Source organism: Streptomyces sp. NPDC046909 (genome assembly GCF_040644695.1).
GTDB lineage: Bacteria > Actinomycetota > Actinomycetes > Streptomycetales > Streptomycetaceae > Streptomyces.
Genome location: NZ_JBEYXC010000004.1, coordinates 183,486 through 209,011 on the forward strand (window position 1 = coordinate 183,486; position 25,526 = coordinate 209,011).

Genomic DNA, 25,526 nt, shown 5'->3' on the forward strand with positions numbered 1-25,526 from the left:
GCTCCCCCGTTCTTCATGCCCCCGGAAGCTACACGCTTGTTCGACGTTGCGCTCCCCCTACTCGCGAGAAGTGCCCCGGATCGACGGAATTTCCGGCATTCGAGGTTGATGGGTGGTACGCGCACGGCCCCGTCCCTGAGCAGGGACGGGGCCGTGCGCGACAAGCGGATTCACACCCGCCGAGCGATCACTTCGCTCACTTCGCTCACTTCTCGGCTCACTTCACGCCGAAAGCGACCGCCAGATACTCCTTCTCGCTCGTGCTGCTGCCGAAGTCGCTCGCGTAGACCTGCGACATGAACAGCCGGCCGTCGTGGTAGAGGATCTCGGAGTACTCCGGGAGCATGCTCGTCTCCACGTCACGGACCGCCTCCGTGGACGGGTTCTCCAGCAGCTTCGTCTCCTTGAAGCTGCCGCCGTCGATGGTGACGATCTGCCCGCCCTTGTCGTACGGCGGCCGCTTGTACGCCAGCAGGTTGCCGCCGTCCATGCGCAGCGGGCTGATGGTGTAGCCGGCGCCGGCGTCGGCGCGCTGGCCGGTCTGCTTGCCGGTGGCGAGGTCGACGGCGACGATCTCGTTGGTCCGGCTGTAGGTGTCGCTGCCGGCCGCGTCGTGCTCCTCGGTCGGCAGGTAGAGGCGGTCGTTGCCGACCACGACCTGGGAGCAGTACTCGATCCTGGTGATGCCGTCGCAGCGGGCGGTGTACTGCTCGGGGTCGACCGAGATACGGGTGCGCAGCTTGCCGGTCTTGTTGTCGATGGAGAAGACGTCCGAGATGCCCTGGGCGCCCTCGACCTCGCCGACCTCGGCGGCCACGACCAGCGGCTCGGTGGAGACGATGCTCGCGTACTCGATGCCCTGCGCCATCTTGTACTCGGAGATCACCTTCCCGGAGGTCGGGTCGATGGTCTGGATGTGCAGCTCGCGCTCGCCGTAAGCACCGCACTTGCGGACCGCGACGAGCTTCTCGCCGCCGCCGTACCCGGCGTCGTAGCAGGTGTCGGTGGGCTTCGGGGACCACAGCGACTTGCCCGTCTTGAGGTCCCAGGCGCCGCCGCCGCTGGTGCTGCCCGCGGCGACGGTGTTGCCGCTGGTGGTGACGTTGTCCCAGGTGATCAGCCGGTCACCGGTGTTGGCCGTCTTGGTCCACAGCTTCTTGCCCGCGGCGAGGTCGATCGCCGCGACCTGGCTGCATCCGGCGGTCGGGGTCTCCTTGGTCGGCATGGCGGGCTCGTAGGCGATGGCCGTCAGACCGTCCTCGGTGGCGTGGCGGCTGGCCTGGCAGACCGGGCCGGGCAGCTTGATCGTCCACAGTTTGGTGCCCTTGGCGGGGTCGTAGCCGACGACCTCGGCGATGCCGCTCTTGGCGTAGACCGTGTCGGTCAGCCAGGAGCCGTTCACCGTGTACGTGGTGTCGACCTTGACCTCGGGCTGCGGGACCTGGAAGAGGACGGACGCGGCCGTGCTGGAGGGGACCTTCTCCTCGCCCTTGCCGGACGTGCCGCCCTTCTCGTCGCCGCCACCTCCGCCGGTGCCGCCGCTGCTGCCGCCTACGTCCTTCTTGCCGTCGTCACCGGAGGAGGAGGCGTACCAGAGGCCGCCGCCGACGATCAGCGCGATCGCCACGACGGCCGCGACGATGATCGCGAGCTGTGCGTTGATCTTCCGCCCGCCGCCGCCCGGCTGCCCGGCCTGCGGGTGCAGCGGCACGGTCGGCTGCTGGTAGCCGTAACCGGGCTGCTGGCCATAGGGGTTGGGCTGCTGCCCGTAGGCGTCCGGCTGCGGGTGCCCGTACGCGCCGGGCTGCTGGCCGTACGCCGGGGTCTGCGGCTGGCCGTACGGCTGGGGCTGCTGACCGGGGTAGCCGTAGCCGGGCTGCGGCTGCGGAGGCGGAGGGGTCTGCGGCGGGCCCTGCGGCGGCGGGGGCGGCTGCGGGGCGCCCTGCGGCGGCGGGGGTGCCTGGGGGTAGCCGTACCCCGGCTGCGGCGGCTGGTCCTGCGGGGGGTCGAAGCCTCCGCCGGGCGGGGGCTGGTGGGGTGGTGGGGGCGGCGGCTGGGTCATGATGCGGGTACCTCGGGCAGTGGGGACGGCGGCGGAATGTGACGGGGCGACGGGCTACTTGCCGTAGGCGAGCATCAGCTTCTCCTGCGTGTCGTCGTTGCCGCTCAGCCGTGTGGTCGAGAGGTAGAAGCGTCCGCCGACCCAGTCGATGGCCTTGGAGTAGAAGCCCGACTCGATGTCGGCGATGCCCCCGGGGTTCTGGAGCAGCTTCGTCGGGCTGTGGTTCGCACCGGCCGTCGGGATGGAGACGACCTGGCCGCCCCCGTCGTAGGACGGCTCGACGTAGGCGATGAGCTTGCCGTTCTCGATCTTCATCGGCAGCATCGACTCGGCCGCCGGGGACTTGACCCGCCACTTCTCCTTGCCGTCGGCGAGGCTGATGGCCACGACCTCGTTGGCCGCGCTGGTGGCGTCGGTCGGCAGGTAGAGGGTGTCGGCGTCGGCGACCGCGCCGGTGCAGCCGGTCAGGTCGCGCGCGAGGATCGCCCAATCGCACGCGGGGGCGAAGTCCTCGTCCACGCCGACCTGGGAACGCACCTTGCCGCTCGCGGTGAACGCGGCGATGTTCCAGGTGTCCTTGTCCTCGTTGGTGGCGTACATGACGAGCGGCTCGACGGAGTACGCGCGCGCGACCCGCCAGCCCTTCTCGTAGGCGAAGGTCCACTTGGCCTTGCCGGTCGCCGGGTCGAGCTCCTGGACCTCGTCGTGCTCCTTGTCGCCGCCCGCGTCGCAGGAGGAGACGGCGATCAGCCTGGTGCCGCCCGCGAAGGCGCTGGGGAAGCAGGCGTTGCCGTACTTCCCCTTGTCGAACAGCTTCTTGCCGGTCTCCACGTCGTACGCGGTCCCGGACATCGAGCGGCCCACCATGAGCGTCTTGCCGGTGACGGACAGCTCGATCTGGAGCGCGGAGTCGAACAGGTCGCCGTCGGCGACCTCGGCGGTCCAGCCCTTGGCACCGGTGTCGAGGTCGATCTCCTGGAGCTGGTTGCACTTGGCGCGGTCGCTGCTGCCGCTCATGGAGGCGACGACGATCTTGTCGGCGGCCGTCTTCTGCGGGGTGACCGCGCAGATCTTCTGGTCGAAGGTGATCGGGTCCCAAGTGGGCTTGCCGTCACCTACGTTGTAGGCGAACAGCTGCTTGTAGGCCGCCTTCACCGCGGTCTTGCCGGTGATCCACATGCCGGGGGCGTCGGCGCCGGAACCGGGCGCGTCGGGCGCGTCCTTGTACCAGAGCACCTTCGACTCACCTGACTGGCGGCCCTCGTTGAGGTCCTTCTGCTCCTCGCCGCCGCCACCGTCGCCGTAGCCCGGGTTGACCGGGTCGTCGGAGGCGGACGGCTTGGAGCTGCCGCTCTCCTTGGCGACCGGCTTCTTCGGGTCGTCGTCCCCGCCGGCGACCGCCCACACGGTGCCGCCGATCACCAGCAGCCCGGCGACGGCCGCGGCGATGACGAGAGCGGGCCTGCCCTTGAAGGGGTTGCGCGAGCCGGACGGGGGCGGGGTGCCGGGGCCGCCGGGGTACTGGGGCTGGGGCGGATAGCCGTAACCGGGCTGGCCGTAGGGGCCGGGCTGCTGCGGCTGACCGTACGGACCGGGCTGCGCGTAGGGGCCGGGCTGGGCATATGGGCCCGGCTGCTGCGGCTGACCGTAAGGGCCCGGCTGCTGCTGCGGCTGCGGCTGGGGCTGCGGCTGCGGCTGCGGCTGCGGCTGCGGCTGCCCATAGGGACCCGGCTGCTGCGGATAGCCGTAACCGGGCTGCGGCGGTCCCTGCGGCGGGCCGGCCGGAGGCGGTGGCGTCTGCGGCGGCCCCGCGGGGGGCGGCGGCGCGCCGAAACCACCCTGTGGCGGCTGGTCCTGCGGTGCTCCAAAACCGGGCGGTTGATTGGGCGGCTGAGTCATCAGCGTGTTCCCCCTCGTCACTGATTTTTAGCCACGCCCTGAGGTACGTACGGGCTCAGAGTCGTTCTCAGACAGTTCTCAGACGGCTCTTTCTATCACTCGGGACTGACAACAAACCGGGCCGATCACCCCCTGTACCCAAGGGAGGACCGGCCCGTGATGCCTCTGTTATGCGCCTTCACGCACCCTTCACGCGTCCTCGGCGAGTTCCAGCCAGCGCATCTCCAGCTCCTCGCGCTCGGCGGCCAAGTCGCGCAGCTGGGCGTCCAGTTCGGCGACCTTCGCGAAGTCCGTGGCGTTGTCGGCGATCTGGGCGTGCAGCTTGGTCTCCTTCTCGGAGAGCTTGTCGAGCTGCCGCTCGATCTTCTGGAGCTCCTTCTTGGCGGCGCGCTGGTCGGCGGCGCTCACCGACGGCGCGGCCTTCTGCACGACGGGCGCCGAGGCGGCCGCGGCCTCCTCCATCTTGTGGCGGCGCTCGATGTACTCGTCGATCCCGCGCGGCAGCATCCGCAGGGTGGCGTCGCCGAGCAGGGCGAAGACGCGGTCGGTCGTGCGCTCGACGAAGAAGCGGTCGTGGGAGATGACGATCATCGAGCCGGGCCAGCCGTCGAGGAGGTCCTCCAGCTGGGTCAGGGTCTCGATGTCGAGGTCGTTGGTGGGCTCGTCGAGGAACAACACATTCGGCTCGTCCATCAGGAGACGGAGGAGCTGAAGCCTGCGCCGCTCACCGCCCGACAGGTCCCCGACCGGCGTCCACTGCTTCTCCTTGTTGAAGCCGAACGTCTCGCACAGCTGCCCGGCGGTCATCTCGCGCCCCTTGCCGAGGTCGACGCGCTCACGCACCCGCTGCACGGCCTCCAGCACCCGCAGGTTGGGGTCGAGTTCGGCGACCTCCTGGGAGAGATAGGCCAGCTTGACCGTCTTGCCGACGGCGACCCGGCCGCCCACCGGCTGCGTCTCGCCCTCGGTGCGCCATGCCTCGGCCATGGCCCGCAGCAGCGAGGTCTTGCCCGCGCCGTTGACGCCGACGAGGCCGATCCGGTCGCCGGGGCCGAGCTGCCAGGTGACGTGCTTGAGCAGCACCTTGGGACCGGCCTGGACGGTCACGTCCTCCAGGTCGAACACCGTCTTGCCGAGCCGCGAGGAGGCGAACTTCATCAGCTCGCTGGTGTCGCGCGGCGGCGGCACGTCCTTGATGAGCTCATTGGCGGCCTCGACGCGGAAACGCGGCTTGGACGTACGCGCGGGGGCGCCGCGCCGCAGCCACGCGAGCTCCTTGCGGACCAGGTTCTGCCGCTTGGTCTCCTCCGTCGCCGCGATGCGCTCGCGCTCGGCGCGGGCGAAGACGTAGTCGGAGTAACCGCCCTCGTACTCGTACACATCGCCCTTCTGCACGTCCCACATGCGCGTGCAGACCTGGTCGAGGAACCAGCGGTCGTGGGTGACGCAGACGAGCGCGGAGCGGCGCTCGCGCAGATGCTTCGCCAGCCAGGAGATGCCCTCGACGTCGAGGTGGTTCGTCGGCTCGTCGAGGACGAGCAGGTCCTGCTCCTCGATGAGCAGCTTGGCGAGGGCGATCCGGCGGCGCTCACCGCCGGAGAGCGGGCCGATGACGGTGTCCAGGCCCTGCGGGAAGCCGGGCAGGTCCAGGCCGCCGAAGAGGCCGGTCAGCACATCGCGGATCTTGGCGTTGCCCGCCCACTCGTGGTCGGCCAGGTCCCGGATGACCTCGTGCCGCACGGTCGCGGCCGAGTCCAGGGAGTCGTGCTGGGTGAGGACGCCGATGCGCAGTCCGCCGGAGTGCGTGACCCGGCCGGTGTCGGCCTCCTCCTGCTTGGCGAGCATGCGGATCAGGGTCGTCTTGCCGTCGCCGTTGCGGCCCACGACGCCGATGCGATCGCCCTCGGAGACGCCGAGCGAGACACCGTCCAGCAGGGCACGCGTGCCGTACACCTTGCTGACGTTCTCGACATTGACCAGGTTGACGGCCATTTCTCTCCTGCCCAGGGGGATCGATCAGCCTCCCAGCGTAGGCCCTGCCGGTCGGTGACCGATCCCCGAGCAGGTCAGCGGGCCGCCGCCGCCCGTACCTCGGTCAGCAGGTCGTACATCGTCTGCCCCGGGCACTCCGTCTGGAGCCAGTCGCGGTGGCCGCTGACCGTCTCGACGTCCTTGGTGACGCCGTTGACCGGGTTGGTGAACGTGACCTTCGCCTGCGGGTCGAGGCCCTTGAGGCGGGCGATCACCTTGACCAGGCGGACCAGCGAGGCCTTCGCCGCGTCCGTCGGGCCCTGGTCGGTGAGGGTGCCGAGGAGGGCGATGCCGAGGTTGCCGGAGTTGAAGCCGGCGGTGTGGAAGGCGGTGACGAGGTCGCCGTCGGAGTCGAAGGCGGGCACGCCGTCGTCGCCGGAGTAGCGGCCCTCGTAGACCGTGCCGGCCTCGTCGATCAGGAAGTGGTAGCCGATGTCGCCCCAGTCGAGGGTGACCGCGTGGTACTCGTAGATCGCCCGGACGGTCGCGGCGGGGTCGGCGTCGCCGTTCGGGGTGTCCGTGTGGTGGACGGTGATCGTCTGCAACGCGTAGTACTTCTCCGGCGAGTTGACCGCGCCGTCCTTGTACCGCTTCGACTCGTCCGCACCCCACGCGGGCCGCGACAGATAGCGCACGCCCCGCAGCCGGGTCGGCTCCGAGGGCACCTGGAAGGCGCGCTGCGGGCCGTCGGTGGTGTCGATGGCGAGCGAGCGCACGTCCGTCGTGCCGTCCGCCGCCTTCACGTCGTACGACGTCGAGGCGCCGGCCGCGACCAGGGCCGTACCGCCGTCCTCGACGGTGGCGCAGCCGCCGCTCAGGGTCCGCCAGTCGCCGTCCGCGAGCCGCAGCGAGGCGCCGTCCCGGGCGCCGGCCCAGCGGACGCCGACGTAGGAGGCGGCGAAGGCGGTGGTGGCCGTGCCGGTGCCGGTGGTGGCGTCGGAGCGGGTGGCCGGGAACTTCTCGGGCGTCGTACCGGACGCCTGGTCCGCGGAACCGGAGTCGGACTCGGACTCGGTCGCCGCGAAGACCACCGGGGTCAGCGCGGCCCCGGCGGCCACCGCGCCGGCGGCCCCGATCACTCCACGGCGTGACAGGGGCCGCCTGCGGCGGTGGGAGGCGGGGGTGGGGGTGGGGGGTTGTTCGGACACGGACGTGCCTTCCGGTGCGGTTCACTTGGGGGCGCCGCGTGGCGCTTGAAGTGTCAAGTGACCCTAGAGGCCTCTGGTGTCCGGCATGTACAACGGGTGCAGTAGATCGTGTGGAGATCGGGCAAAGACAGCGTCAGGCGCCGCCCTCGCCGCCCCCTCTACGCCCCCGCCCCGGTGATCCGCTGCTGCGGGATCAGCGCCGCCGCCGGTGCCAGTCCCCGGCCGCCGACGGCCTGTTCGCCCACCGGCATGTCGTCCCGCGTCAGCGCCTCGGGGATGAAGACCGCCGCGGTCACACCACCGTTGGGCGAGGCGCGCACTTCGACCCGCAGGCCCTGGCGCTCGCGCAGCCGGTTCACCACGAACAGGCCGATCTGCTTGGCGTCGAGGAGGTCGACCTTCTCGGACTGGATCTTGCGGTTGGCGTCGGCGAGGGCCTGCTCGTTCATGCCGAAGCCGCTGTCCTCGATCTCGATGAGGACGCCGTCCCGCATCCGCGCGGCGCGCAGCTGCACCTTGGAGCTGGGCGGCGAGAAGGCGGAGGCGTTCTCGACGAGTTCGGCGAGCAGATGGATGACGTCGGCGACCGAGCCGCCCACGACGGACACCTTCGGCACCGCCCAGATCTGCACGCGGGGCGAGTTCTCGATCTCGGCGACGGCGGCCCGCAGCACGTCCGACAGCGGGATGGGGTCCCGCCAGCCGCGCCCGGGCGCGATGCCGGACAGGATGAGGAGCGACTCGGAGTGGCGGCGCATCCGGGTCGCCAGGTAGTCGACGCGGTACAGGTCCTGGAGCTCGTGCGGGTCCTGCTGGCGGCGCTGCATGCCCTCCAGCAGGTCGAGCTGGCGGTGCAGCAGGACCTGGCTGCGGCGGGCGAGGCTGACGTACACGCCGGAGATGCCGCTGAGGAGTTCGGCGCGCTCGGAGGCGGCCTTGAGCGCGGCCCGCTGGACGGCGGTCAACGCGGTGCCCACCTGGGCGAGTTCGTCGCCGACGAGCCGGCGCATGGGGGCCTCGGCGTCGATGTCGACGCCTTGCCCGGCGTGCAGCTTCCGCATGGCCTGCGGCAGTCGGCGACCGGCCACTTCGAGGGCGTCGTTGCGCAGGTCGAGGAGTTCGACGATGAGACCGCGTCCGACGAGCACGGAGACGAGCAGCGACAGCAGCACACCCACGAGACCGAGCACCACGGCGACTCCGGAGGCGCCGAGGGTGTCCCAGCCGAACGGGTCGGCCTGCGCGGTCGCCCCCGTACCGGCGGCCGTCTCGGCGGCGGTCAGGTCCTTCAGCACCCCGGCCGACGCCGTGTCCCAGCCGCTCAGCAGCCCCGACGCCACGGCCGAGGCACCCGGACCGGCGCTCTGCACCCGGTTCTCGACGGCTTGCAGCTTCGCGTACTGGTCGCCGTCGAGGATCTCCTCGTACGCCGCCCGGTGCACGGACTTGAGGTCGGTGACCGCCGGCTCCAGCAGCTGCCGCTGCGTGGCGACGGCGCCGACGAACTGCGCGTAGCCCTCCCGGCTCAGCTTCCCGTCGGCCTCGGCGGCGCCGAGCAGCGCCTGCTCCCGCGCCAACGCCTCCCGCGCGCGGGACAGTTCGAGCACCACGCGCGCGTCGGACGCGGCCTCGGTGCTCTGGTCCTCGGTGAGCCCGCCCGCGACCGCGAAGGCGTCCTCGACGACCGCGGAGTACTTCGCGTACGCCACCGCCGGCTTCGAACTCGCCTGTGTCCGCAGCTGGTCGAGCTTGCCCGCCGCCGCCTCCAGGGTGTCCAGGCGCCCGGGCAGACTCGCGTCGAGCAGCGCCGCGTCCGAGCTGGACGCGTTGATGCCGTCCAGCAGCGCGGCCGCGGCCTTGTCGGTCGCCTTGCGCGCACCGGCGTAGTCGTCCGGTTCCCGCATGACGGCGGTCCGCTCGGCCTGCAACGCGGTGACGAACCTGCCGACGGGCGCGAGCAGTTCGGCGTTGACGTCCTTGGCCCGCTCGGCATCACCGATGCTGGACGCGGTCGTCACGGCGGCGAAGCCCCACAGCGCCATGAGGGACACGATGGGCAGCATCAGCAGGGAGACGATCTTCGCCCGGACGGATCTGGGCCGAAGTCTGCCGGTCGTGGTGCGGAGAACGCGCATAGGGGGACCTCAGTTTGGGGGTTTGCGGTGCGTATGGCGCCCCGAAAGGGGCGCGGGGAACTGCGCGACCAGCCACAACGAACCCGCAGACGCCAAAGCACAAGGCGCCGCAGATCAAGGGGCGTTCTTAGGCCGTCGCCAGCTCGACCTCGCGGAGAATCTCCGCAGCGATAGCCGACTCATGCCGCTTCCCGGTCGGCGACAACGCCACATACGCGGCGGCGAGAAACAGGAACGACCCGAGCACGACGGCCAACGGGAAGATGAACTCGGTCGGCGTCGCCCCCGGCAACCCCGCACTGCTGGGCGCGAGATCAATGCTCACGGCGTACATCGCGGTGTAGTGCATGCTGCTCACCGCGAGCCCCATGACGAGCGCGGCGATGGCGGCGAGCACCCCGCCCCGCACGATCAGCGTGAGCGTCAGCGCCGCCGTCGCGGCAACAACAGCGATCGCGACGGACGCGATGACGAGCATGGGGTCGTAGTTGACGTCACCGTGCAGATTCAGCGCGGCCATGCCGGTGTAGTGCATCGCGGCGACACCGACGCCGGTGCCGAGCCCGCCGAAGACGACCGACGTCACACGGGACTTGCCGTATCCGGCGGTGAAGACTCCGGCCGCGACCACGCCGATGGACATCAGCAGGCTGAGCACGGTGAGGGGGACGTCGTAGCGGATCGGGGTGCCCTCGACGCTGAAGCCCAGCATCGCGATGAAGTGCATGGTCCAGATGCCGGACCCGATGGCGACGGAGGCGAGCAGCAGCCAGTTCCGCTTGGAGGCGCCGTCGGCTTCGAGCGCCCTGAGCGTGCAGCGCAGTCCCAGCGCCGAGCCGACGCACGCCATGACATAGGAAAGGACGGGAGTGACCCATCCGGCGCTGAAGTGATCCATGTGACCCATGGGGGGATTTCCTCTCGCGCGTGGCGCGGGCTGGAGGTCGCCGCGCACACGAAGTACCGCCGGTAACAGAGGGACCGGGGTTGGCTGATCATGCCAGCCCTCCCCGTGACACAGAGGGGGCGAAAAGGGACCAGGGGCCGCAATGGTGAACATTAAAATACTGTGGCGTAGGTAACACCTGACCTGCATAAATATGCGGTCAACCCCTGCCTCGTGAAGGGTTCGAGGAGGTTCCGGGGATTGTCAGGAGAACGTCAGTTTCCAGCCACCACGGACGCCCCCGGCGCGGGCGCCGACGCGGTCCGCACCGTGCGGCATGTGCCGGACGCGGTGAGCGCCTCGGCCACCTTCGCCGCCGACTCGGGGTCCCGCGCGAGGAACGCCGTCGTCGGCCCCGAACCGGACACCAGCGCGGCGAGCGCACCGGCGCCGCGGCCGGCGGCGAGGGTGTCGGCGAGTTCCGGGAAGAGGGAGAGCGCGGCGGGCTGGAGGTCGTTGGAGACGGCGGCGGCGAGCGCGTCGGGGTCGCCCTTGGCGAGCGCGTCGAGCAACTCCTGCGAGGCGACGGGCTCGGGGACGCCGGCCCCCTCGGTCAGCCGGTCGAACTCCCGGAACACGGCCGGAGTCGACAGCCCCCGCTCGGCCATCGCGAAGACCCAGTGGAAGGTCCCGCCGACGTCGAGCACCCGCAGCTTCTCCCCCCGCCCGGTCCCGAGCGCCGCCCCGCCCACCAGGCTGAACGGCACATCGCTGCCCAACTCGGCGCAGATGTCGAGGAGTTCCTCGCGGGAGGCGTTCGTGCCCCACAGCGTGTCGCAGGCGAGCAGCGCCCCGGCGCCGTCCGCGCTGCCGCCCGCCATGCCGCCGGCCACGGGGATGTCCTTGGCGATGTGGAGGTGCACGGCCGGTTCGATGCCCCGGCGTTCGGCGAGGGCGATGGCCGCCCGCGCCGCCAGGTTCGTACGGTCGAGCGGGACCTGTCCCGCGTCCGGTCCCTCGCAGGTGACGCTCAGTGCGTCGGCCGGGGTGACCGTCACCTCGTCGTAGAGGCCGACCGCCAGGAAGACATTGGCAAGGTCGTGGAAGCCGTCGGGACGGGCGGCGCCGACCGCGAGCTGGACGTTGACCTTGGCGGGGACGCGGACGGTGACGCTCACGGGCGGTTCGGCTCCTCGGTGTCGGCGGTGTTCTCGGAGACACGGTTCTCGGAGGCACGGTTCTCGGAGACGCGGTTCTCGGAGACGCGGTGCTCGGCGATCCGGGCGAACTCCTCGACCGTCAGCGACTCCCCGCGCGCCTGCGGCGAGACCCCCGCGGCGACGAGCGCGGCCTCGGCGGCGGGCGCGGATCCCGCCCACCCGGCGAGCGCGGCCCGCAGCGTCTTGCGGCGCTGGGCGAACGCGGCGTCGACGACGGCGAAGACCTCGCTCCGGGAGGCGGTGGTCTTGATCGGCTCGGCGCGCTTGACGAGCGAGACGAGCCCGCTGTCGACGTTGGGCGCGGGCCAGAAGACATTGCGGCCGATGGCCCCGGCCCGCTTGACCTCGGCGTACCAGTTGGCCTTCACCGACGGCACCCCGTACACCCGGGACCCCGGCCCGGCGGCGAGCCGGTCGGCGACCTCCTTCTGCACCATGACGAGGGTCCGCTCGATGCTCGGGAAGGTCTCCAGCATGTGCAGCAGCACGGGTACGGCGACGTTGTACGGCAGATTCGCGACCAGCGCGGTGGGCGCCGGGCCGGGCAGCTCGGCGACCTCCATCGCGTCGGAGTGCACCAGCGCGAACCGGTCGGCGCGCGTGGGCATCCGGGCCGCGATGGTCGCGGGCAGCGCGGCGGCGAGCACGTCGTCGATCTCGACCGCGGTGACCCGGTCGGCCACTTCGAGCAGCGCGAGGGTGAGGGACCCGAGCCCCGGACCGACCTCGACGACCACATCGTCCGGCCGTACGTCCGCGGTGCGCACGATCCGCCGCACCGTGTTCGCGTCGATCACAAAGTTCTGCCCGCGCTGCTTGGTCGGCCGCACACCGAGCACATCCGCGAGCTCACGGACGTCGGCGGGACCGAGAAGGGCATCGGGGGTGGGGCTGCTGGTCACGGGTCAAGGGTACGGGGCGCGGCCGGGGGCGGCCGCGCCCCCTGATGAGCGCTAGGGGGTGTCTTCTGGATCAGGCCGGCTATGAGAAGCGGTGCGGGTCGGCCCAGCCGAGCGGGGTCTGGTGCGTGCAGCTGCAAGGCGGAGGAGGGCGGCGACGCGGAGCGTCGGCAACCGACGACAACGCCGCAGATGGGCGTGCCAGATCCCGCGACACCGGCATGATCCAGAAGGCACCCCCTAGACCCAGGTGTCCAGCCACATCCGCGACCGCCAGTCGTCGATCGGAATCGCCGTGCCGGTGTACAGCGGCCAGAAGTAGATGAAGTTCCAGGTGATCAGCAGCACGAGGACGCCCGCTCCCGTGGCGCCCGCCACGCGTCGGGTGTCGCTCGATCCCGGGGGGCCGATGATCGCGCCGAGCATCATCGCGACGGCGAGGCAGAGGAAGGGCAGGAAGACGACGGCGTAGAAGAAGAAGATCGTGCGCTCCTGGTACATGAACCAGGGGAGGTATCCGGCCGCGATGCCGCAGGCGATGGCGCCGGCGCGCCAGTCGCGGCGGAAGAACCAGCGGTAGAGGACGTAGAGGATCGCGAAGGCGGCCGCCCACCACAGCAGCGGGGTGCCGATCGCGAGGACCTCGCGGGCGCACTTCTCGGTGGCGTCGGCGGGGCAGCCGTCCTTGCCGGGCGCGGGGGACTCGTAGAAGAACGAGACCGGGCGGCCGTCGACGATCCAGCTCCACGGGTTGGACTGGTAGGTGTGCGGGGAGTGCAGGCCGACGTGGAACTCGTAGACCTGGTGCTCGTAGTGCCACAGGCTGCGCCACCAGTCGGGGAACAGCCAGGACCAGTCGCTGTTCTTGCCGTCGGTCGCGGCCCAGTTGCGGTAGTAGCCGCCGGTGCCGTCCGTCGGGGAGAGGATCCAGCCGATCCACGACACCAGGTAGGTGACGATCGCCACCGGGACCGTCGCCAGGAAGGTGATGCCGACGTCCCGCTTGAGGACGGCGGTGTACGGGTGCCGGGCGCCCGCGACCTTGCGCGAGCCGGCGTCCCAGAGCACGGCCATGACGCAGAACGCGGCCAGGATGTACAGGCCGTTCCACTTGGTGCCGATGGCCAGGCCCAGCATCAGGCCCGCCAGCCAGCGCCAGGGGCGCCATCCGAGGCGGGTCGTCTCCGCGATGTGCGCGTCCGGGCGGGCCCGTCCCTCCGCGTCCACCGGCAGCGCGGCGGCGAGTTTCTCGCGTGCCTTGTCCCGGTCGACGACCAGGCAGCCGAACGCGGCCAGCACGAAGAACATCAGGACGCCGTCCAGCAGCGAGGTGCGGGCCATCACGAAGGCCAGTCCGTCCACCGCCATCAGCGCGCCCGCCAGGCACCCGAGGAACGTCGAGCGGAAGATACGGCGGCCGATCCGGCACAGCATCAGCACCGACAGCGTGCCGAGCAGCGCCGTCATGAACCGCCAGCCGAACGGGTCGAACCCGAAGATCAGCTCGCCGAGCCCGATGACGTACTTGCCGACCGGCGGATGCACGACGTACGACGGATCCGTCGGGACCGTCACCTTGCTGCCGACGTCCAGGATCAGGTCGTTGGCGTTCTTGTCCCAGTTGACCTCGAAGCCGCGGTGGACGATCGCCCACGCGTCCTTGGCGTAGTACGTCTCGTCGAATATCACCGCCTTGGGGCTGCCCAGGTTCCAGAACCGGATCACGCCCGCGAACAGCGTCACCAGCAGCGGACCGCCCCAGCCGGACCAGCGCACGATCCGCTCGACCAGCGCCTTCGGCAGCCCGAGCGCCGCCCACATGCGCGGGTCGGGGCGCGTGTACGGCGGCACGAGCCGGTCGCGCACGTCGCTTCTGGGCCCCGCCGCATAACCGAAGCGGCGCAGCCGCTGCTGCCACGACGGCCGCTGGTCTCGCGGGTCCTGGGCCTGCCGGGTGTCCGTGGAGTCCATGGACGACGCTGTACTGGTCACCGCGCCATCGTAGGGAACACGTCTGTGGGAGTCCCGTGGATGGGTCCTGCGAGGATGGAAAAGTGACAGGAACCCTTGTTTTGGCAGGCACCCCCATCGGCGACATCGCGGACGCCCCGCCCCGGCTCGCCGCGGAACTGGCCGGCGCCGACGTGGTCGCCGCCGAGGACACCCGGCGGCTGCGGCGCCTCACCCAGGCGCTCGGGGTGACGCCCAAGGGGCGCGTCGTGTCGTACTTCGAGGGCAACGAGAGCGCCCGTACGCCGGAGCTGGTCGAGGAACTCGTCGGCGGCGCGCGCGTGCTGCTCGTCACGGACGCCGGGATGCCGTCGGTGTCGGACCCCGGGTACCGGCTGGTGGCGGCGGCCGTGGAGAAGGACATCAAGGTGACCGCGGTCCCCGGCCCGTCCGCGGTGCTGACCGCGCTCGCGCTGTCCGGGCTGCCCGTCGACCGGTTCTGCTTCGAGGGGTTCCTGCCGCGCAAGGCGGGCGAGCGGCTGACCCGGCTGCGGGAGGTCGCCGGGGAGCGGCGGACCCTCGTCTACTTCGAGGCCCCGCACCGGCTCGACGACACCCTCGCCGCGATGGCCGAGGTGTTCGGCGCGGAGCGGCGCGCCGCCGTGTGCCGGGAGCTGACCAAGACCTACGAGGAGGTCAAGCGGGGTCCCCTGGCGGAGCTGGCCGCGTGGGCCGCCGAGGGCGTACGGGGTGAGATCACCGTCGTCGTCGAGGGGGCGCCGGAGAAGGGGCCCGAGGAGCTCGACGCCGCCGAGCTGGTGCGGCGGGTGCGGGTGCGCGAGGAGGCGGGCGAGCGCCGCAAGGAGGCGATCGCGGCGGTGGCGGCGGAGGCGGGACTGCCGAAGCGGCAGGTCTTCGACGCGGTCGTCGCGGCCAAGAATTCGGGGGCGTAGACGGGGGCGCGTGACCGCGCCCACACGCCCTCTGAGCAGGGCGCATGTCGTTTGAGCGTGCGCCCCACGTGCAGGCAAAGGACGAGCGGCGAAGGCAAAGCACAGCCCTCGCCGCACGGGCCGTTTTGCAAGGAAAGTCCAAATCGGATCCAACACTCGACAGGGCTGATGCATTCGCGCCGGCGGAGGCGTCCACTGGGACACAGGGACGCACCCGTCCCTGTGTCCAGCGGACCAGAGGAGCTGGCATGAGCGAGATCGCAGGGCAGACCGCCGCACTGCGCAGTGGCGCCACCGCCGTCGTCCACGAGTCGTATTCCTTCGCCTGCATGCGCTGCGGGCACGGCTGGGAGCAGTCGTACGAGATCGAGCACCACACCGACGCCGACGGCCACGACTTCGTCATCTACGTCGCGGGCGGCCAGGTCGTGCCGTCGCCGCTGAGTCGCCCCACGTGCCAGAACTGCGACAACCACGTGGTGCGGATCATGCGGCCGGGACAGGTGTCGTCGGTGCTCGACGCGGTGCACCGGCATCAGCGCACCCCGCAGGCCGGGCCCGTCGAGGTGCCCGAGGTGCCCGCGCAGGCCAAGGAGCGCCACCACTGGCATCTGTCCGATCTCCTGCACCCGTTCCACCACCGCAAGGCGAGCTGAGCCCCGGCCTCCCGGACTCCCCGCCTCCCCGGACTCCCGGCCTCCCCCGGGTGAGGGCATGCCCCTTTCGTAGGATCGGGGCATGCCTTCCTCGTCCGACAAGAACGCCGCGCCGCCGCTCCCGGAGCCCCTCCGGGTGCCCGTCGCCGACTCCCACACCCACCTCGACATGCAGTCCGGCACCGTGGAGGAAGGGCTCGCGAAGGCCGCGTCGGTGGGCGTGACCACGGTCGTGCAGGTCGGCTGCGACGTACGCGGCTCGCAGTGGGCCGCGGAGACGGCCGCCGCCTTCGAGAGCGTCCACGCGACCGTCGCCCTGCATCCCAACGAGGCGCCGCGCATCGTGCACGGCGACCCGGACGGCTGGTCCCGGCAGGGCGCGCGGCAGCCGGGGGGCGCGGGGGCGCTCGACGAGGCGCTCGCGGAGATCGACGCGCTGGCCGCACTCCCGCAGGTCAAGGGCGTCGGCGAGACCGGCCTCGACTACTTCCGCACAGGGCCCGAGGGCAAGGAGGCGCAGGAGCGCTCCTTCCGCGCCCACATCGAGATCGCCAAGCGGCACGGCAAGGCCCTCGTCATCCACGACCGCGACGCCCACGCCGACGTCCTGCGCGTGCTGAAGGAGGAGGGCGCCCCCGAGCGCACCGTCTTCCACTGCTACTCCGGCGACGCCGAGATGGCGGAGATCTGTGCCCGCGCCGGATACTTCATGTCCTTCGCCGGCAACGTCACCTTCAAGAACGCCCAGAACCTGCGGGACGCGGTCGCCGTGGCCCCCCTGGAGCTCCTCCTGGTCGAGACGGACGCGCCCTTCCTGACCCCGGCGCCGTACCGCGGACGGCCCAACGCGCCCTATCTCGTTCCGGTCACCGTGCGCGCGATGGCCGCGGTGCGGGGGACGGACGAGGACACCCTGGCCGCTGCTCTCGGGGCCAACACAGCACGCGCGTTCGGGTACGGAACACCACTCTGAGTAGTTGCGTCGCTTTGGAGAGTGACGGTCGCTCCGCTAAGTTCTGGGTCTCTCTGGACCCTGGAGCGTGTCGGCGTGAGCAACTCCCAGTACCAGACGTACGAGACGTACGGCCCGAACGACCCGTACGGCGCGGTGTACGACCCGCACAGCGCGGAGACCGTCGCGTACGGCGTGCAGGTCGCGCCGACGCCCCCCATGCCGATGCCGTACGAGGACACGTACCGGCCCGCGTACGACCTTCCCGGGGCGCCCGCGCCCTCCTCGCGCACCGGATCGAACCGGCGGGCCGCGCGCCGGCGGAAGGCGCGGGGCGCCGAGCGCTCGGACAGCGCGATGCGCCGGCTGCTGCCGCAGGCGCTGGTCGTCGCGTTCCTCGCCGGCGGCACCACCGCGTTCGTCGCCAACGACAAGGCGATCGAGCTGACCGTCGACGGCAAGCCGCGCACGCTCCACACCTTCGCCGACGACGTCACCGAGCTGCTCGCCGACGAGGGCGTCGCCGTGGGGGCGCACGACGTGGTCGCGCCCGCCCCCGGGACGGCGCTCGCCAGCGGTGACGAGATCGCGGTGCGCTACGGGCGCCCCGTACGGCTCACGCTCGACGGGGAACGGCGCGAGGTGTGGACGACGGCGCGCACGGTGGAGGGGGCGCTCAAACAGCTGGGGGTGCGCGCCGAGGGCGCGTATGTGTCGACCTCGCGCTCCCGGTCCATCGGGCGCGAGGGGCTCGCGCTGGACGTGCGCACCGAGCGCGCGGTCACGGTGATGTCCGACGGCCGCTCCCGCGTCGTACGCACCAACGCGGCGACCGTGCGGGAGGTCGTCGAGGAGGCCGGCATCACGCTGCGCGGGCAGGACACGACGTCGGTCCCGCCGGGGAGTTTCCCCCGCGACGGCCAGACGGTGACCGTGCTGCGGATCACCGGGACCAAGGAGGTCCGCGAGGAGGCGATCCCGTTCCGGGTGGAGCGGACCTCCGACCCCTCGCTGTTCAAGGGCACCGAGGTCGTCGAGCAGGCCGGGCAGCAGGGGCTCCGGCGGGTCACGTACGCCCTGCGGACCGTCAACGGCGTGAAGCAGAAGCCGCGGCGGATCGGGTCCGAGGTGGTGCGGGAGCCCCGGACGCAGGTGGTGAAGGTGGGCACGAAGCCGTTGCCGACCTCCGTGCAGGGCGCCGACGGGCTGAACTGGCAGGGGCTGGCCACATGCGAGTCGGGGGGCCGGCCGAACGCCGTGGACCCCTCGGGGACGTACGGCGGGCTGTACCAGTTCGACACCCGGACCTGGCAGGGACTGGGCGGCAGCGGGCGGCCGCAGGACGCGCCGGCGGCCGAGCAGACGTTCCGGGCGAAGAAGCTCTATGTGCAGCGCGGGGCCAGTCCGTGGCCGCACTGCGGGCGGCGGCTGCACGGCTGAGGTCCGTCTCGCTTCGGCCAACAAAAGAAAACAGCTCTCACAGAAATCCCTCACGCCACTTACAGTTCACAGGACTGATAACGGGGAGAGGAATCAGTTCCATGGGCAAGGGGGTCAAGGCCGCCGTCATAGGCAGCGTGTTCGCGGTGATGGTGGGCGGTGCCGGATACGGCGCGTTCAACATCGTGTCCGCGCTGAACGAGGACGGGGGATCGGGCGGGTCCGAGGCGAAGTCGGGACCGCTCAGCGGTGACGAGGTCGAAGAGGCCTCGCAGAAGTTCTTCGCGGCCTGGGAGAAGGGTTCCGCGGCCACGGCGGCGCAGCTCACGAACAACAACGCCGCGGCGCAGAGCGCGCTGACGGACTACGCCGGCGACGCGCACATCACGGACGTGGAGATCACTCCGGGGACCGTACAGAAGACCACCGTGCCGTTCACGGTGAAGGCGAAGGTGTCGTACGAGGGCACCAGCAAGCCGCTGACGTACAAGAGCACGCTGACCGTCGTACGCGGGATCACCACGGGCAAGCCGCTGGTCGACTGGCAGCCGTCCGTGCTCCATCCCGAGCTGAGGACGGCTCAGGACGCGCTCGTGACCGGCCCGTCGGCGACCCCGCCCATCGAGGCGGTGGACCGCGACGGCAAGGTGCTGACGAAGGAGAAGTACCCCTCGCTCGGGCCGATCCTGGACGCGCTGCGCGAGAAGTACGGCGCCAGGGTGGGCGGGAAGCCAGGCGTCGAGCTCTATGTCCGGCACAACGGCGACGGCTCACCCGACACCTCGCTGCTGACCCTCGCCGAGGGCAAGGCGGGCGAGCTGCGGACGACGATCAGGGCGAGCGCGCAGGCGGCGGCCGAGACAGCGGTGAAGAAGTACGCCAACTCCTCGGTGGTGGCGGTCAAGACGGGCACGGGTGAAGTGCTGGCGGTCGCCAATCACCGCGACGACGGCTGGAACGCGGCCTTCGAGGGGACGCAGCCCCCCGGCTCCACGATGAAGATCATCACCGCGGCGATGCTCATCGACAACGGCGTGACCTCGATGAACGGCCCGGCGCCCTGCCCCGACGACGCGATGTGGCAGGGGCAGACCTTCCACAACCTCAAGAACATGAAGCCCAACGAGAGCGCCACGCTCGCCAACAGCTTCCTGCGGTCCTGCAACACGGCCTTCATCAAGCTGATCGACGAGAAGCCGCTCACCGACGAGTCGCTGACCCAGGAGGCGCAGACCCGCTTCGGGCTGGGCCGGGACGACTGGAAGACGGGCATCACCTCGGTCGACGGCAGCGTCCCCGCGGAGAGCGGCCCGGACCGCGCGGCCAACGCCATCGGCCAGGGCAAGGTCACCATGAACCCGCTGAACATGGCGTCCGTGACGGCGACCGCGATCACCGGCGACTTCCACCAGCCCTACCTGGTGTCGCCCAAGCTCGACGACCGGCAGCTGGCGACCGCCAAGGGGCTGCCCTACGGCACGGCCACCCAGCTGAAGCAGATGATGCGGCTGACGGCCACGCAGGGCACCGCCGCGCCGGTGATGCAGGGGCTCGGCGGGGACATCGGGGCGAAGACCGGGTCGGCCGAGGTGGACGGAGTGGAGACCTCCAACAGCTGGTTCACCGGCTTCCGCGATGATGTGGCGGCGGCCGCCATGACGGAACAGGGCGGCCACGGCGTCGACGCGGCCGGACCGATCGTGAAGGCCGTACTGGCGGCGGGTGGCTGAACTCACCCGCACAGGACGGGACTCTAGGGTGGTCGCCGTCGTTGAGGTGATGGACGAGGGCAGCGGGGACCCTGGGATCGCGCGGAGGACCGAGGACTGTGGGCAAGAGAAGGCGCGTCGCCGAGCGACGGAAGACGAATCGCCCCGCCGTGATCGGCGGGATGATCGCCGTCGTCGTCGGCGGCGCCGGGTTCGCCGTGTACACGGTGTACGGCGGCGGGGCGGCGGCCGAGGACCGTACGGCCGCGGTCGCCGACCAGAAGCCGAAGCTCAAGGTCAGGACGGGCCCGCTGGCCGCGGCCGAGGTCACCTCCGCGGCGAGGACGTTCCTCACCTCCTGGCAGTCGGGGAAGGTCGCGCAGGCCGCGGCGGTCACCGACGACAGCAAGGCGGCCACCACCCTGCTCACCGGCCTCCCCAAGGACGCCCACCTCAAGGACGTCACCCTCACCGCCGGCACCCGCAGCGGCGACAAGGTGCCGTTCACGGTGAAGGCGACGGTGTCGTACAAGGGCACCGGCAAGCCGCTGACGTACAAGAGCTCACTGACCGTCGTGCGCAGCAGCACCACCGGGAAGCCGCAGGTCGACTGGCACTCCGCGATCGTCCACCCCGACCTGGAGGACGGGGACAGGCTGGTCACGGGTGAGTCCGGGACGCCGCCGGTCAAGGCGCTGGACCGGGAGGGCGGGGAGATCACCGAGAAGAAGTACCCGTCGCTGGGCTCGGTGCTGGACGGGCTGCGGGAGAAGTACGGCAAGAAGGCCGGCGGCAAGGCGGGCGTCGAGCTTCAGGTGGTCCGGGGCGAGGAGTCCAAGAAGGACAAGCTGTCCGACAAGACGGTCCTGACGCTGAGCAAGGGCACGCCGGGCACGGTGAAGACCACGCTCAGCCCGACCATGCAGGCGGCGGCGGAGGCGCAGGTCGCGAAGAAGGCGCAGTCGTCGGTGGTGGTGCTGCGTCCGTCGACCGGCGAGATCCTGGCCGCCGCGAACGCCTCGCACGGCTTCAACGTCGCCTTCCAGGGCTCGCTCGCGCCGGGTTCGACGATGAAGGTGATCACGTCGTCGCTGCTGATCGAGAAGGGGCTCGCGTCGGCGGACAAGACGCATCCGTGCCCGAAGTACTTCACGTACGGCGGCTGGAAGTTCCAGAACGACGACAAGTTCGAGATCAAGGGCGGCACCTTCAAGGCGAGCTTCGCCCGCTCCTGCAACACCGCCTTCATCAGCCAGGCGCCGGACCTGGACAACGACTCGCTGACCGAGCAGGCCCAGCAGGTCTTCGGCCTGTCCATGAACAACTGGGCGGTCGGCGTGCCCACCTTCGACGGCGCGGTGCCCGTGCAGTCGCAGGCGCAGATGGCGGCCTCGCTGATCGGCCAGGGCGGGGTGCGGATGAACCCGCTGAACATGGCGTCGGTCGCGGCGACCGTCGAGTCGGGCGTCTTCAAGCAGCCCTACCTGGTCTCCCCCGACGTGGACGGGCGGACGCTGGCGACGGCCTCGCGCACGATGTCGTCGGGCACGCTCTCGCAGCTGCGCGAGCTGATGTCGTACACGGCGGCCTACGGCACGGCGGCCGAGGCGATGCAGGGGGTCTCCGGCAACGTGGGCGCGAAGACCGGCTCGGCGGAGGTCGACGGGCAGAAGAAGCCCAACGGCTGGTTCACGGCGTACCGGGGCGACCTGGCGGCGGCCGGTGTGGTGCAGGCGGGCGGGCACGGCGGTGACACGGCCGGGCCGATCGTGGCGGCGCTGCTGAAGATGGGCTGACCTGCCGAGGGTCAGTGGGTCACCGGGGTGGCCGTGTAGGTGCGGCGCAGGAACCTGAGCAGGGCCTTCGACTCGAACTGCACGACCGAGACGCCCTGCGAGGAGTGGAACTCGACCACGGCCTGCACCCGTCCGCACGGCCACACGCGTACGTCGCCGGCCTCGACCGGCGCCCGCAGGCCCCGCTCCAGCAGCTCGCGCTGGAACGTCCACTCGTGCGTCCCCGGCAGTCCGACGCGCACCGCGCGCGGGTCGGCGTCGGGGTCGTAGCGCAGGACGACGGGCACGGCCTCGGGTTCCGCGACCGAGAGATCGGCGTCCGTGACGATGTGGGCTCGCGCGTACTGCTCGACTACGGACATCGGAACGGCCCCTTACGCTGCGTGACCTGTGCGGAAGCTGTGCGCCCGCTTCCTCTCCAATGTCGCATATTTTTCGGATCGCGCTCCCGGGCGCAGGACATCGTCGGGCATCTCACATGCCCGATGTACGACCCACTCGCTCTTGCAATTGATTTGCAGTAAGCCGCATCATCGAACGGTGCATGTGCCTGACGGTTTTATCGACGCTCCCGTATCCGCCGCGGCCGGCGTGGTCGCCGCGACCGCTGTCGCCGTGTCCCTGCGCGGCGCGCGCCGCGAACTCGACGAGCGCACCGCCCCGTTGGCCGGGCTGGTGGCGGCGTTCATCTTCGCCGTGCAGATGCTGAACTTCCCCGTCGCGGCGGGAACGAGCGGCCATCTCCTGGGCGGCGCGCTCGCGGCGATCCTCGTCGGGCCCTATACCGGGGTCCTGTGTGTGTCCGTCGTGCTGCTCATGCAGGGCATCCTCTTCGCGGACGGCGGCCTGACCGCGCTGGGCGTGAACATCACGGTCATGGCGTGTGTGACGACGGTCGTCGCGTACGCCGTCTTCCGCGTCCTGGTGAAGGTGCTCCCGCGCGGGCGGCGTTCGGTCACGGTCGCCTCCTTCACCGCCGCGCTGCTCTCCGTACCGGCCGCGGCGCTCGCCTTCACCCTCATCTACTGGATCGGCGGCACCACCGACGTCGCCATCGGCAAGGTCGCCACCGCCATGGTCGGCGTGCACGTCCTCATCGGCCTCGGCGAGGCCGCGATCACCGCGCTGACCGTCGGCGCCGTCATCGCCGTGCGCCCGGACCTCGTGCACGGCGCGCGCGGCTTGCGGCAGCGGCTCAAGCTGCGGGTGAACGGCGAGCTGGTGGACGTACCGGCGCCCCAGGGGGCGCGCACGGCGCCCGTCGCGGCGCGCACCTCCCGGCGCGCGCTGTGGCTCTCCGGTCTCGCCACCTCCCTCGTCCTCGCCGGCGTCGTCAGCTTCTACGCCTCCGCCAGCCCCGACGGCCTGGAGAAGGTCGCCTCCGACAAGGGCATCGACAAGAACGTCGAGGAGCACGCCGCCGCCGACTCCCCGCTCGCCGACTACGGCGTCAAGGACGTCGACGACGCCCGTCTCTCCGGCGGCCTCGCGGGCGTGATCGGCGTGGGCGTCACGGTCGTCGCGGGCAGCGGGATCTTCTGGGCGGTGCGCAGGCGCCGTACCGGCGACGTCTCGCCGTCCGGCACGGCCGTCGGTTCGAGCGCCTGACATGGGCGCCGGGCACACCCACAGGCTCTACCGGCACGGGCACTCGCCCGTGCACGAACTGCCGCCGCACACCAAACTCGCCGCGGTCCTCTGTTTCGTGATCGTCGTCGTCTCGACGCCGCGCGAGGCGATGTGGGCCTTCGGGCTGTACGCCGTCCTCCTGGGCGTCGTCGCACACGTCGCGCGCGTGCCCGCCGGGTTCGTGTTGAAGCGGCTGCTCATCGAGGTGCCGTTCGTCGCGTTCGCGGTGCTGCTGCCCTTCGTGGCGGAGGGCGAGCGGGTCGAGGTGCTCGGGATGTCCCTCAGCGTGAGCGGGCTGTGGGGCGCCTGGAACGTCCTCGCCAAGGGCACGCTCGGCGTCGCCGCCTCGGTCCTGCTGGCCTCCACCACCGAACTCCGCGAACTCCTGCTGGGGCTGCAACGGCTGAAGCTGCCGCCGCTGCTCGTGCAGATCGCGTCCTTCATGATCCGGTACGGCGATGTCATCACCGACGAGATGCGGCGGATGCGGATCGCGCGGGAGTCGCGGGGGTTCGAGGCGCGGGGCGTGCGGCACTGGGGGGTGCTCGCGAAGTCGGCGGGCGCCCTCTTCATCCGCTCCTACGAGCGGGGTGAGCGCGTCCACCTCGCCATGGTGAGCCGTGGCTACGCCGGTTCGATGCCGGTCATCGACGAGGTGACGGCGTCGCGGGCGCAGTGGCGGTACGCGTTCGCGCTGCCGTCGGCCGCACTTGTCGTATGTCTGCTGGGATGGATGCTGTGACCGGGTTGGACGCCGTGAGTGGGTTGGACGCCGTGAGTGAGTTGGACGCCGTGACCGCTTCTCTCGAGGTCTCCGGCCTCGCCTTCGCCTACCCCGACGGGCATCAGGCCCTCTTCGGCGTGGACTTCTCCCTCACGCGCGGTGAACGCGTCGCGCTCCTCGGCCCGAACGGCGCCGGCAAGACCACCCTCGTGCTCCACCTCAACGGCATCCTGACGGGCGGCGCGGGCACGGTCCACGTCGCCGGACTGCCCGTCGGCAAGCGGCACATGGCGGAGATCCGGCGCCGGGTCGGCATCGTCTTCCAGGACCCGGACGACCAGCTGTTCATGCCGACCGTGCGGGAGGACGTGGCCTTCGGACCGGCCGCGGCGGGCGTGAAGGGCGCGGAACTGGAGGCGCGGGTCGACCGTGCGCTGGAGCGGGTCGGCATGGCGGAGTTCAAGGACCGGCCGCCGCACCATCTCTCCTTCGGACAGCGGCGGCGAGTGGCGGTGGCCACAGTGCTGGCGATGGAGCCGGAGATCCTCGTGCTGGACGAGCCGTCCTCCAACCTCGACCCCGCCTCCCGGCGCGAACTCGCCGACATCCTGCGCTCCCTGGACGTCACCGTCCTGATGGTCACCCACGACCTCCCCTACGCCCTGGAGCTGTGCCCGCGCTCCCTGATCCTCTCCGAGGGCGTCATCGCCGCCGACGGCAAGACCGCCGAACTGCTCTCCGACGACGACCTGATGCGCGCCCACCGCCTGGAGCTGCCGTACGGCTTCGATCCGCGTTCGGTCTCCGGGGCTCCGGGGCGTCCGTGACAATGGGCGCGTGACGAACGAGGAGACGCGGGGCGCGCGTGAGGTGGGGGCGCGTGCGGAGGGGGCGCGCACGGCGCTCGAAGGGTCGCTGTTGCTCGACGAGCAACTCTGCTTCGCGCTCTACGCTGCCCAGCGCGCCGTGACCGCCGCGTACCGCCCGCTCCTGGAGGAGCTCGGTCTCACCTACCCCCAGTACCTCGTCCTCCTCGTCCTCTGGGAGCGCGGCGAGACGACGGTGAAGGAGCTCGCGGGCGCACTCCGGCTCGACTACGGCACGGTGTCGCCGTTGCTCAAGCGGCTGGAGAGCGCGGGGGTGGTGCGCCGGGAGCGCGCGGCCCACGACGAGCGCTCGGTGCTCGTCGCGTGCACCGGGCGCGGGGAGGAACTCCGCGAGCGCGCGGCACGCATCCCGGGCGCCCTGGCCACGGCGACCGGCTTGGACGCCACGGAGGTCGCGCGGTTGCGCGAGGAGCTGTGGGAGCTCGCGCTCAGGGCGCAGAACGCGGCCGAGCGCTCCCTCTGAGCCACCCGCGCCCTCTCGGCCTATCCCACGCCCCCTCTGAGCTCCTGTTACCCGCGGTCGCTACCCCCTGGTAACCCACCTTCCCCC

At 71.1% G+C, this 25,526-nt stretch carries 20 protein-coding genes; 10 read left to right on the plus strand and 10 right to left on the minus strand.

What is annotated here, in order from left to right:
- Nucleotides 1–217: 217 nt before the first annotated feature.
- The 9 genes from ABZ928_RS13915 to ABZ928_RS13955 all read right to left on the minus strand — a co-directional run bounded on the left by ABZ928_RS13915 (nucleotide 218) and on the right by ABZ928_RS13955 (nucleotide 14,272).
- The gene (locus tag ABZ928_RS13915; RefSeq protein WP_361517928.1) at nucleotides 218–2,062 is read right to left on the minus strand and encodes a PQQ-binding-like beta-propeller repeat protein; all 1,845 of its coding nucleotides are present in this window, start codon (nucleotides 2,060–2,062) and stop codon (nucleotides 218–220) included.
- Between the two features lie 54 nt (nucleotides 2,063–2,116).
- Entirely contained in the window at nucleotides 2,117–3,961 is a 1,845-nt protein-coding gene (locus ABZ928_RS13920; RefSeq protein ID WP_361517930.1) for a PQQ-binding-like beta-propeller repeat protein, read from the minus strand.
- A 189-nt stretch (nucleotides 3,962–4,150) separates the two neighbouring features.
- Entirely contained in the window at nucleotides 4,151–5,953 is a 1,803-nt protein-coding gene (locus tag ABZ928_RS13925) for an ABC-F family ATP-binding cassette domain-containing protein (RefSeq protein WP_361517932.1), read from the minus strand.
- A gap of 74 nt (nucleotides 5,954–6,027) precedes the next feature.
- Nucleotides 6,028–7,140 carry a peptidoglycan recognition family protein gene (locus ABZ928_RS13930; protein ID WP_361517933.1) on the minus strand — a complete coding sequence of 371 codons (1,113 nt, stop codon included), beginning with the start codon at nucleotides 7,138–7,140 and terminating at the stop codon, nucleotides 6,028–6,030.
- 158 nt (nucleotides 7,141–7,298) lie between these two features.
- Nucleotides 7,299–9,275 (minus strand): nitrate- and nitrite sensing domain-containing protein, encoded by a 1,977-nt coding sequence (locus ABZ928_RS13935; protein ID WP_361517935.1) that lies wholly within the window; start codon nucleotides 9,273–9,275, stop codon nucleotides 7,299–7,301.
- Nucleotides 9,276–9,402: 127 nt separating this feature from the next.
- Nucleotides 9,403–10,182, minus strand: coding sequence for an MHYT domain-containing protein (locus ABZ928_RS13940; RefSeq protein WP_361517936.1), 780 nt, complete (start codon nucleotides 10,180–10,182; stop codon nucleotides 9,403–9,405).
- Between the two features lie 254 nt (nucleotides 10,183–10,436).
- Nucleotides 10,437–11,339, minus strand: a complete 903-nt coding sequence (locus tag ABZ928_RS13945) for a 4-(cytidine 5'-diphospho)-2-C-methyl-D-erythritol kinase (RefSeq protein ID WP_361517937.1) — start codon at nucleotides 11,337–11,339, stop codon at nucleotides 10,437–10,439.
- Nucleotides 11,336–12,283: a 16S rRNA (adenine(1518)-N(6)/adenine(1519)-N(6))-dimethyltransferase RsmA gene (gene rsmA, locus ABZ928_RS13950; RefSeq protein WP_361517939.1), complete on the minus strand. Its 948-nt coding sequence runs from the start codon at nucleotides 12,281–12,283 to the stop codon at nucleotides 11,336–11,338. The genes ABZ928_RS13945 and rsmA overlap by 4 nt, the downstream gene beginning before the upstream one ends.
- Before the next feature lie 237 nt (nucleotides 12,284–12,520).
- Nucleotides 12,521–14,272, minus strand: coding sequence for a phospholipid carrier-dependent glycosyltransferase (locus ABZ928_RS13955; RefSeq protein WP_361517940.1), 1,752 nt, complete (start codon nucleotides 14,270–14,272; stop codon nucleotides 12,521–12,523).
- A 62-nt stretch (nucleotides 14,273–14,334) separates the two neighbouring features.
- Here ABZ928_RS13955 and rsmI point away from each other — a divergent pair, with 62 nt between their 5' ends.
- The 6 genes from rsmI to ABZ928_RS13985 all read left to right on the plus strand — a co-directional run bounded on the left by rsmI (nucleotide 14,335) and on the right by ABZ928_RS13985 (nucleotide 21,736).
- Complete coding sequence (rsmI, locus tag ABZ928_RS13960) at nucleotides 14,335–15,183, plus strand: 16S rRNA (cytidine(1402)-2'-O)-methyltransferase (RefSeq protein WP_361517942.1); 849 nt, start codon at nucleotides 14,335–14,337, stop codon at nucleotides 15,181–15,183.
- Between the two features lie 248 nt (nucleotides 15,184–15,431).
- The gene (locus ABZ928_RS13965) at nucleotides 15,432–15,839 is read left to right on the plus strand and encodes a hypothetical protein (protein ID WP_361517944.1); all 408 of its coding nucleotides are present in this window, start codon (nucleotides 15,432–15,434) and stop codon (nucleotides 15,837–15,839) included.
- Nucleotides 15,840–15,921: 82 nt separating this feature from the next.
- On the plus strand, nucleotides 15,922–16,812 hold the full coding sequence (locus tag ABZ928_RS13970; RefSeq protein ID WP_361517945.1) for a TatD family hydrolase: 891 nt from the start codon (nucleotides 15,922–15,924) through the stop codon (nucleotides 16,810–16,812).
- A gap of 75 nt (nucleotides 16,813–16,887) precedes the next feature.
- The gene (locus ABZ928_RS13975; protein ID WP_361517947.1) at nucleotides 16,888–18,231 is read left to right on the plus strand and encodes a ubiquitin-like domain-containing protein; all 1,344 of its coding nucleotides are present in this window, start codon (nucleotides 16,888–16,890) and stop codon (nucleotides 18,229–18,231) included.
- Between the two features lie 101 nt (nucleotides 18,232–18,332).
- Nucleotides 18,333–19,961 (plus strand): penicillin-binding transpeptidase domain-containing protein, encoded by a 1,629-nt coding sequence (locus ABZ928_RS13980; protein ID WP_361517949.1) that lies wholly within the window; start codon nucleotides 18,333–18,335, stop codon nucleotides 19,959–19,961.
- A gap of 98 nt (nucleotides 19,962–20,059) precedes the next feature.
- The gene (locus ABZ928_RS13985) at nucleotides 20,060–21,736 is read left to right on the plus strand and encodes a penicillin-binding transpeptidase domain-containing protein (RefSeq protein ID WP_361517951.1); all 1,677 of its coding nucleotides are present in this window, start codon (nucleotides 20,060–20,062) and stop codon (nucleotides 21,734–21,736) included.
- A gap of 11 nt (nucleotides 21,737–21,747) precedes the next feature.
- Here ABZ928_RS13985 and ABZ928_RS13990 read toward each other — a convergent pair whose 3' ends face one another.
- Nucleotides 21,748–22,098 carry an SsgA family sporulation/cell division regulator gene (locus ABZ928_RS13990; protein WP_361517952.1) on the minus strand — a complete coding sequence of 117 codons (351 nt, stop codon included), beginning with the start codon at nucleotides 22,096–22,098 and terminating at the stop codon, nucleotides 21,748–21,750.
- A 178-nt stretch (nucleotides 22,099–22,276) separates the two neighbouring features.
- Between ABZ928_RS13990 and ABZ928_RS13995 the strand changes: the two genes are divergently transcribed.
- The 4 genes from ABZ928_RS13995 to ABZ928_RS14010 are packed head-to-tail and all read left to right on the plus strand — an operon-like array spanning nucleotide 22,277 to nucleotide 25,439.
- Nucleotides 22,277–23,344 carry an energy-coupling factor ABC transporter permease gene (locus ABZ928_RS13995; RefSeq protein WP_361517954.1) on the plus strand — a complete coding sequence of 356 codons (1,068 nt, stop codon included), beginning with the start codon at nucleotides 22,277–22,279 and terminating at the stop codon, nucleotides 23,342–23,344.
- 1 nt (nucleotide 23,345) lies between these two features.
- The gene (cbiQ, locus tag ABZ928_RS14000; RefSeq protein WP_361517955.1) at nucleotides 23,346–24,107 is read left to right on the plus strand and encodes a cobalt ECF transporter T component CbiQ; all 762 of its coding nucleotides are present in this window, start codon (nucleotides 23,346–23,348) and stop codon (nucleotides 24,105–24,107) included.
- 41 nt (nucleotides 24,108–24,148) lie between these two features.
- Nucleotides 24,149–24,916, plus strand: coding sequence for an ABC transporter ATP-binding protein (locus ABZ928_RS14005; protein ID WP_361518912.1), 768 nt, complete (start codon nucleotides 24,149–24,151; stop codon nucleotides 24,914–24,916).
- A gap of 43 nt (nucleotides 24,917–24,959) precedes the next feature.
- On the plus strand, nucleotides 24,960–25,439 hold the full coding sequence (locus ABZ928_RS14010) for a MarR family transcriptional regulator (protein WP_361518913.1): 480 nt from the start codon (nucleotides 24,960–24,962) through the stop codon (nucleotides 25,437–25,439).
- Nucleotides 25,440–25,526: the final 87 nt, after the last annotated feature.

Bases quoted from the DNA above. Each gene is read 5' to 3' on its own strand.
- ABZ928_RS13915 (WP_361517928.1), bottom strand. From the start codon at position 2,062: ATGACCCAGCCGCCGCCCCCACCACCCCACCAGCCCCCGCCCGGCGGA.
- ABZ928_RS13920 (WP_361517930.1), bottom strand. From the start codon at position 3,961: ATGACTCAGCCGCCCAATCAACCGCCCGGTTTTGGAGCACCGCAGGAC.
- ABZ928_RS13925 (WP_361517932.1), bottom strand. From the start codon at position 5,953: ATGGCCGTCAACCTGGTCAATGTCGAGAACGTCAGCAAGGTGTACGGC.
- ABZ928_RS13935 (WP_361517935.1), bottom strand. From the start codon at position 9,275: ATGCGCGTTCTCCGCACCACGACCGGCAGACTTCGGCCCAGATCCGTC.
- ABZ928_RS13940 (WP_361517936.1), bottom strand. From the start codon at position 10,182: ATGGGTCACATGGATCACTTCAGCGCCGGATGGGTCACTCCCGTCCTT.
- ABZ928_RS13965 (WP_361517944.1), top strand. From the start codon at position 15,432: ATGAGCGAGATCGCAGGGCAGACCGCCGCACTGCGCAGTGGCGCCACC.
- ABZ928_RS13970 (WP_361517945.1), top strand. From the start codon at position 15,922: ATGCCTTCCTCGTCCGACAAGAACGCCGCGCCGCCGCTCCCGGAGCCC.
- ABZ928_RS13980 (WP_361517949.1), top strand. From the start codon at position 18,333: ATGGGCAAGGGGGTCAAGGCCGCCGTCATAGGCAGCGTGTTCGCGGTG.
- ABZ928_RS13990 (WP_361517952.1), bottom strand. From the start codon at position 22,098: ATGTCCGTAGTCGAGCAGTACGCGCGAGCCCACATCGTCACGGACGCC.
- cbiQ (WP_361517955.1), top strand. From the start codon at position 23,346: ATGGGCGCCGGGCACACCCACAGGCTCTACCGGCACGGGCACTCGCCC.